Below are 5,442 nucleotides of genomic sequence, written 5' to 3'. Positions count from 1 at the left end.
CGCCGCGATGGCGACCCTTACCGACGACGTCGTCGCCCTCGCCGACGGCGGACGGCCGTCACCGACGCTCCCCGAGAACTGGCGAGCCGTCTCTCGCCCTGATCGAAGAGTGTTCCAGCGCGCTGATCGCGACCACTACATCGTACTCGGGGATGGAAGCGACGAGTGGCTGGTCGTGCTCTGCAGCCAGGGCGACCGTGCATATCCTGCTCCGCTCGCGCATCGGACGGTTGTTGAGGAGGCCGACGTGGAACGGGTAATCCAAGAACTCGCCGAAGAGAGCAACGACCTCATCGAACCCCCGGAGGGGGAGCACTGATGGAGACGCTTCGACTGGCGCGAGCCACCCATCAGCTCCTCGAACGTGGTGTCGAGGCGCTCGAGAAATTCGGGCGTGAACTGGAGCGATACAACGACCGACAGGAGCGCACCGACGACACCGACTCGTGACCGAAACTCACTCTCTAGACCAAATACGGAGTACCGGCTTCCAGTATACGCCTACCCCCGAGGGGTGCTCGTGTCCCATCCATCGGGAGGGGCAGCCGGTCACGGCGCCGCTCGGTTTGCGGTTCGCAGAGCGCGTCCATATCGAATCGATCCCGCGCCATGTCGCCGGCGCGATCTACGAAGCACATCACTCCTATATGGACGATGTCCCCCGGACAAATCTCGTCCATCACGGACTCTGTTACCAGGACCAGCTACTAGGTGCGATTACGTGGCGCTATCCGCTGATTCGCTCGCTGGAGTACGACGGGACGCGATTCGAGGGTGACGAAATCGTCGAGGCAGCACGGATTTGCATCGGCGTCGATTTCCCCAATCTCGCCTCTGCCGCCCTCGCCCGGTCGATGGAACGATTCGTGCGTCGGCACGGTCGGCGACGAGGCGTTCGGCTCCTGCTGACGTTCGTGCGAGCCGACTTCGACGGCTCGATGATCAAAGCGCTCAGAGACAAGGGCTGGCACTGTGCCGGTAAAACGGACCCCGGCCAAGCGGGAAATCGCCCCGATAAGCAGATCCGAGAGCAGCCAAAGTGGCGGTTTCTCTGCGAAGTTCCAGCTGAGTCCGACCGGGAACAGGCCTCACTCGGGAGGTGGTCCCCGTGACCACGAATGCCAGTCTCGATGAATTCGGAGCGGAGGCTGATTCGGACAGCCAGACAGATGACGGCCCATCGGTCGTCGACCAGCTTTTGAAACCGGTATCGCCGTCGCTCGGACTACGGCTCGTCCCCGGCAGGGGTGACCCAATATACCTCCAAAACAGGGGGACCGAACGCTACCTGTTCCGAGATGACCACGAGCGATGGTTCATCCTCCAGCCCTCAGCCAAGAATTCGGTCGACGACTTCGTTCGCTGGGTGTATCTCCCCGAGGACAAGCCAACCGAGATCGCCCGAACAGCGATGGGGCAACGGACGGTTCTCGGCTACAGGTACGTTACGCGGGGCGAGGCCCCCGAGCCGGTGGCGACGACGGTGACAGCGATGTTCGTCAGCGAGCCTTGGACCGATGCCACCTACGAGTGTGGATCCTGTAGTAGAGAGTTCGACTCACCGCATAGTCACGCTCGGCATTGCTGGGAAGCACACCCCTGGGTTCCAAATCCTGAGCAGGTCCGGGTACGGAGAGACGAATCTGAGTAGTTCCGACATCTGATCCGAGCCGTGGACTGGATCTGGATTAACCAACACTCCCCGCCATTCAGAGACGGGCGTTGGTTAACGTGGTGTTGTTTTTGCGCCCGGGAGAGGGGCGCAGGGCGCGAGACGATGCAGTCGCGGATCGACGAGCGTTCCTGCTTCGAGGTGACAGAGATGAAAGACCCAGAGTCCAGAACCATCTTCGCTGGCGTCGACGGGCGTACCGACACGGAACTACCCGAGTGGTACCGAGAGCGTCACGGAGGGGAAGACTCCGTGAGCTTCGCCGAGGCGGTCCGTGATCTTCCGCAGGCCGTCGAGACCACCGTGGCGTACCAGAACCCCTTCACCGACGAATGGGTCGAGACGGAGCGGTTCAACGCGCTCGTGGAGCCGAGTCGAGCCCGTGAGCAGGCCCGAGATGATGACGCGGAGACGGACCCGTTGTTCCACGTTCCCACGGACAGCTACTCGATCATCAACCCGGTCGACGTCTACGGGCCGCTGGAAGAAGTCCTCCGCGAGGAAACCATTGACGGGGCGCCGCTGGGTGAGGTGATGTTCGGCGAGATTCGGCGCTACCGAGGCGGCGGCGAGGTCCACATGGACATCATGTTCGACGGCCTCGAGGTGCGTCTTCCTGGCCGGTCGGACCCGATCACGATGGGCGTCACGTCGGGCTACGACTTCTTCGGCGAGCACGCCGTCTACGTGGAGGGGTTCGCTCAGGATGGCTACTGCTCGAACACGATGCGCTCGCTCACCGACAAGGAGGTCATCAAACACGTCGGCGACGTGCGGAACTTCCGCACCTGGTGGGAGGAACTCCTCGCACAGGTCGAACTCGTCGCCGACGACCTCTTCGAGTTCATCCGTGACGCTCAGGACATCGACCTCGACTTCTCGGAGCTCCCGTTCACCGTCACGGAGTTCTACACCCTGCTGGGCTTCCCGGACTACCTGGCCGAGCGCGCCGCCGGCGATGCAGAAGCCAATGCGACGTCCCCCTTCAAGATCGACATGTGGACGCTGCATTCCGGCGCGACGTACGCGCTCACACACTTCTTCCAGGGGAAAGAAGGGGCATCCCTCGATCAGTACGTCCGGATCGCCAACGACATCCTGTTCAACCCGGAAGGCACGATCGAGCGTGTTGAGCAGGCGTACGAGCAGGAGTTAGAGGCGGACGGCGACGACGGATCGCAGGCCTCGCTGGCCGGCGAACGAGCGCTGGCGAGCATCGAGCGCGTCAGCGACGACCTGCAGGAGAAAGTCGAGCAGTTCGAAGAGCGCGAGGACGCGCTGCGTGAGCGGTTCCAAGAGGCGATGGGCTAAGAGCAGTCGGAGAGAAAATACGCCAGGCGTGCTCCCGTTCTAGCGGCTGGAATCCACTGCTGACAGTATTAAGTGAGTAGGGGCGTACCCAGAGACCATGTCTATTGAGCATAATCCGACTCTCGACGCGCGAGAGCCACAGCAGGGGGATATAGAGACTTTTGAAGAGTTGGAGCGTGGTGACTCGGTCAAATTCTTTGAATGGCCCGTCGAGCCGTTGACCGTGATCGGCTGGGAAGAAGACGACAATGTCGGGAAGCGGGTGAGAGTTGAAGCAGAAGGCGGCGAGTCGTTTCTCTACCTGGTAGACGGCCACCTCTGGCATTACGTCCCTGAGGACGAGTTCGCCGGCGAGAATAACCCATACCCTGTTCAGAACCTCGTTTTGCTCGAATCCTCGGAAGCCTGATTGGGCTTCGAGACAGCTCGAATCCTGTCGTGAAGGCCTCTATATTGATGGTCTCATTCGCAGTGGGTGCACCTTCCCAAGATCTACTGCTTCAATTCTCTGCTGTTGCTCGTGCCCTCGATAGGTGGAGGCATCCGTTATGGGTACTTCTACAGACGACTCAGAGGCGTCAGACGAATTTCCGCCTGAAAAGCGGCTTGAGGCACCGAACACGCGCCTGATCAAGGCAGGGATCGAGACGATTCCGGATATGGAAACCCTCCAGGAGTGCGTTGCCTACGAGAACGCCCACCAGAATCGAACGCAAATTCTGCGCCGGCTCAAGTGGAAGGCTGAAGAGCTGCGTGAGAACGAAGAGTAAGGTCTATTCTTAACCAACACATTCCGCGTGGGTTTCCTGATTGTTGGTTAACTGACTGAGTCTCGGTTTTTCGGGCCCCTGAAAGGGTGCGGGGCAGCCAGCAGCGGCCTCGCGAGCCTAATCATGTCCCTCAAGCTGAGCTCCAGCGCCAGCACCGCCCGCGAAATCGCCGCCGCCAGACAGGCAGACTACGTGGCGTTTCTGCATCGAGCCCCGTTTGTCGTCGACGCTGTCGACCTCGGCTTCCTTCCCGGCTTTCGCGAGGATTGTGGGTATCAGGAGGCGCAGTATCAGAACCTTAGCCTCCCCGTTGGGATGCTCGACAACGATTTCCGGAATCCCGATCTGGAGCGGTTCGTCGACCGTTTCTTCGAGTACGAACCTCATGTCGGGGTCATCGGGGACGTCGACGAAATCGACGACGTCGACGCCCACGTCGCTGCTGCTCGTGAGATCCAAGCGAGCTATCCAGAGGCCGAGCTCATCGTCGTTCCGAAGTCCCAAGCAGTAATCGACGCGATTCCCGAGACCCTCGTCCTCGGGTATTCACGGGGATACGCCGACCGCCTGGCCCACGAGTTCTCCGACCCTGCCGATTGGAGAGGGCGGCGCGTCCACATCCTCGGCGGGAGTCCGCCCAAACAGCTCGATGCCATTCGACAGCTGACCAGACCGACACTCACGGACGAGCCACCAGCCGACATAGTCGGCGTCGACTGGAACGGGCTGCATCGCGGCGCGCAGTTCGGTGAGTTCTGGACGGCCGACGGCTGGGACGACAGCGGTCGCGACGCCGACCACGTCACTGTCCGAAAGACGGTGCGCCACAGCCTCGCTCGCGTCCGTGAGTTTTGGAGGACCCACGGAATCTGGCCCGAAACGACACCGCAAAACGAGGGGCTCAACGTTGAGTACGAGGGACCGAGTCCTGCCGATCTGGAGGACGCCGCCTGTACCGAGTGCGGGACGAACGTCTGGCGAACTCGCCGCGGCCCGTACGTCGCCGAGTACGATACCGGCGCAATCTGTGGATACTGCAGCTACGAGTGCTACTTCAACCACCGTCACCGGAACAACCTGGAGGAGATCGTCGGCGAGCAGAGCGTCTACCTCCCGCCGACGTGACTTCGCGACCTGTTTTTCGTGCCCCCCGAGAGGGCGAGGGCTCCTTCGAAAGCTCTCAGAGGTGACTTCCAGTGAGTCAACAACAGAGTCCCGACAACGTCTCGATCGACGAGATCCCGGTCGATATCGACAACACGCAATCAGCGGAGGTCGATTCCGCCGACGTGCCCGACGAAATCGAATCCATCACCCGTGGGCTCGCCGGTGAGCAGCCGCCGACGAATCCGCTGGTCGTGTTGAAAGCGGCCCGGTGGTGGTACATTCACGGCAAGGGCGGCACAGATCCCGCCTTCCAATGGGCCATCGAGTGGGCACGTCACCTTGCGACCGACACCCCCAGTGACGTCGAGCGGTTCGACGAGTTCCTCGAGTACCTCGTCTCGGTTGGCTTTGCGAACGAACGCCACGAGCTCCGCTGACCGACAGAGCGGTTTTTTGAACGCCCCTGAGGGCTGCGGCGCGGTCTGAGCAGACGCAGTTGCCGTGAACTTGATTCGGTGAACACAATGGCTACGACCAGTGATTCGTCGGTCTCCTTCGACCAGACCGACACGCGATCCGACG

At 61.4% G+C, this 5,442-nt stretch carries 8 protein-coding genes and 1 pseudogene; all 9 read left to right on the top strand.

Translation table 11 applies throughout. The features are described 5' to 3' along the window. Positions 1-319 (top strand): annotated as a pseudogene (locus tag ACFR9S_RS15420) (DUF6166 domain-containing protein); the annotation flags it as partial. Next, entirely contained in the window at positions 319-450 is a 132-nt protein-coding gene (locus ACFR9S_RS15415; protein WP_379730281.1) for a hypothetical protein, read from the top strand. The pseudogene ACFR9S_RS15420 and the gene ACFR9S_RS15415, both read left to right, overlap by 1 nt. A 116-nt stretch (positions 451-566) precedes the next feature. After that, positions 567-1,112, top strand: coding sequence for a hypothetical protein (locus ACFR9S_RS15410; protein ID WP_174955913.1), 546 nt, complete (start codon positions 567-569; stop codon positions 1,110-1,112). Further along, entirely contained in the window at positions 1,109-1,651 is a 543-nt protein-coding gene (locus ACFR9S_RS15405) for a hypothetical protein (RefSeq protein ID WP_379730282.1), read from the top strand. The genes ACFR9S_RS15410 and ACFR9S_RS15405 overlap by 4 nt, the downstream gene beginning before the upstream one ends. A 126-nt stretch (positions 1,652-1,777) precedes the next feature. After that, positions 1,778-2,983, top strand: a complete 1,206-nt coding sequence (locus ACFR9S_RS15400; RefSeq protein WP_379730283.1) for a hypothetical protein — start codon at positions 1,778-1,780, stop codon at positions 2,981-2,983. A gap of 97 nt (positions 2,984-3,080) precedes the next feature. Continuing rightward, positions 3,081-3,392, top strand: coding sequence for a hypothetical protein (locus ACFR9S_RS15395; protein WP_379730284.1), 312 nt, complete (start codon positions 3,081-3,083; stop codon positions 3,390-3,392). Positions 3,393-3,531: 139 nt separating this feature from the next. Next, a complete protein-coding gene (locus ACFR9S_RS15390; protein ID WP_379730349.1) occupies positions 3,532-3,753 on the top strand; it encodes a hypothetical protein in 222 nt (73 codons plus the stop codon). Between the two features lie 123 nt (positions 3,754-3,876). Next, entirely contained in the window at positions 3,877-4,878 is a 1,002-nt protein-coding gene (locus tag ACFR9S_RS15385; RefSeq protein WP_379730285.1) for a DUF6610 family protein, read from the top strand. A 71-nt stretch (positions 4,879-4,949) separates the two neighbouring features. Further along, the gene (locus ACFR9S_RS15380; RefSeq protein ID WP_222609100.1) at positions 4,950-5,297 is read left to right on the top strand and encodes a hypothetical protein; all 348 of its coding nucleotides are present in this window, start codon (positions 4,950-4,952) and stop codon (positions 5,295-5,297) included. The last annotated feature ends 145 nt before the right edge of the window (positions 5,298-5,442 follow it).

It is taken from the genome of Halolamina salina, assembly GCF_042678005.1.
In the GTDB taxonomy this organism is placed as follows: Archaea; Halobacteriota; Halobacteria; order Halobacteriales; family Haloferacaceae; genus Halolamina; species Halolamina salina.
The sequence above is the reverse complement of the archived record's forward strand: the minus strand, read 5'-3'. Positions and strand labels throughout refer to the sequence as shown.

Bases quoted from the DNA above. Each gene is read 5' to 3' on its own strand.
- ACFR9S_RS15415 (WP_379730281.1), top strand. From the start codon at position 319: ATGGAGACGCTTCGACTGGCGCGAGCCACCCATCAGCTCCTCGAACGT.
- ACFR9S_RS15400 (WP_379730283.1), top strand. From the start codon at position 1,778: ATGCAGTCGCGGATCGACGAGCGTTCCTGCTTCGAGGTGACAGAGATG.
- ACFR9S_RS15395 (WP_379730284.1), top strand. From the start codon at position 3,081: ATGTCTATTGAGCATAATCCGACTCTCGACGCGCGAGAGCCACAGCAG.
- ACFR9S_RS15390 (WP_379730349.1), top strand. From the start codon at position 3,532: ATGGGTACTTCTACAGACGACTCAGAGGCGTCAGACGAATTTCCGCCT.
- ACFR9S_RS15385 (WP_379730285.1), top strand. From the start codon at position 3,877: ATGTCCCTCAAGCTGAGCTCCAGCGCCAGCACCGCCCGCGAAATCGCC.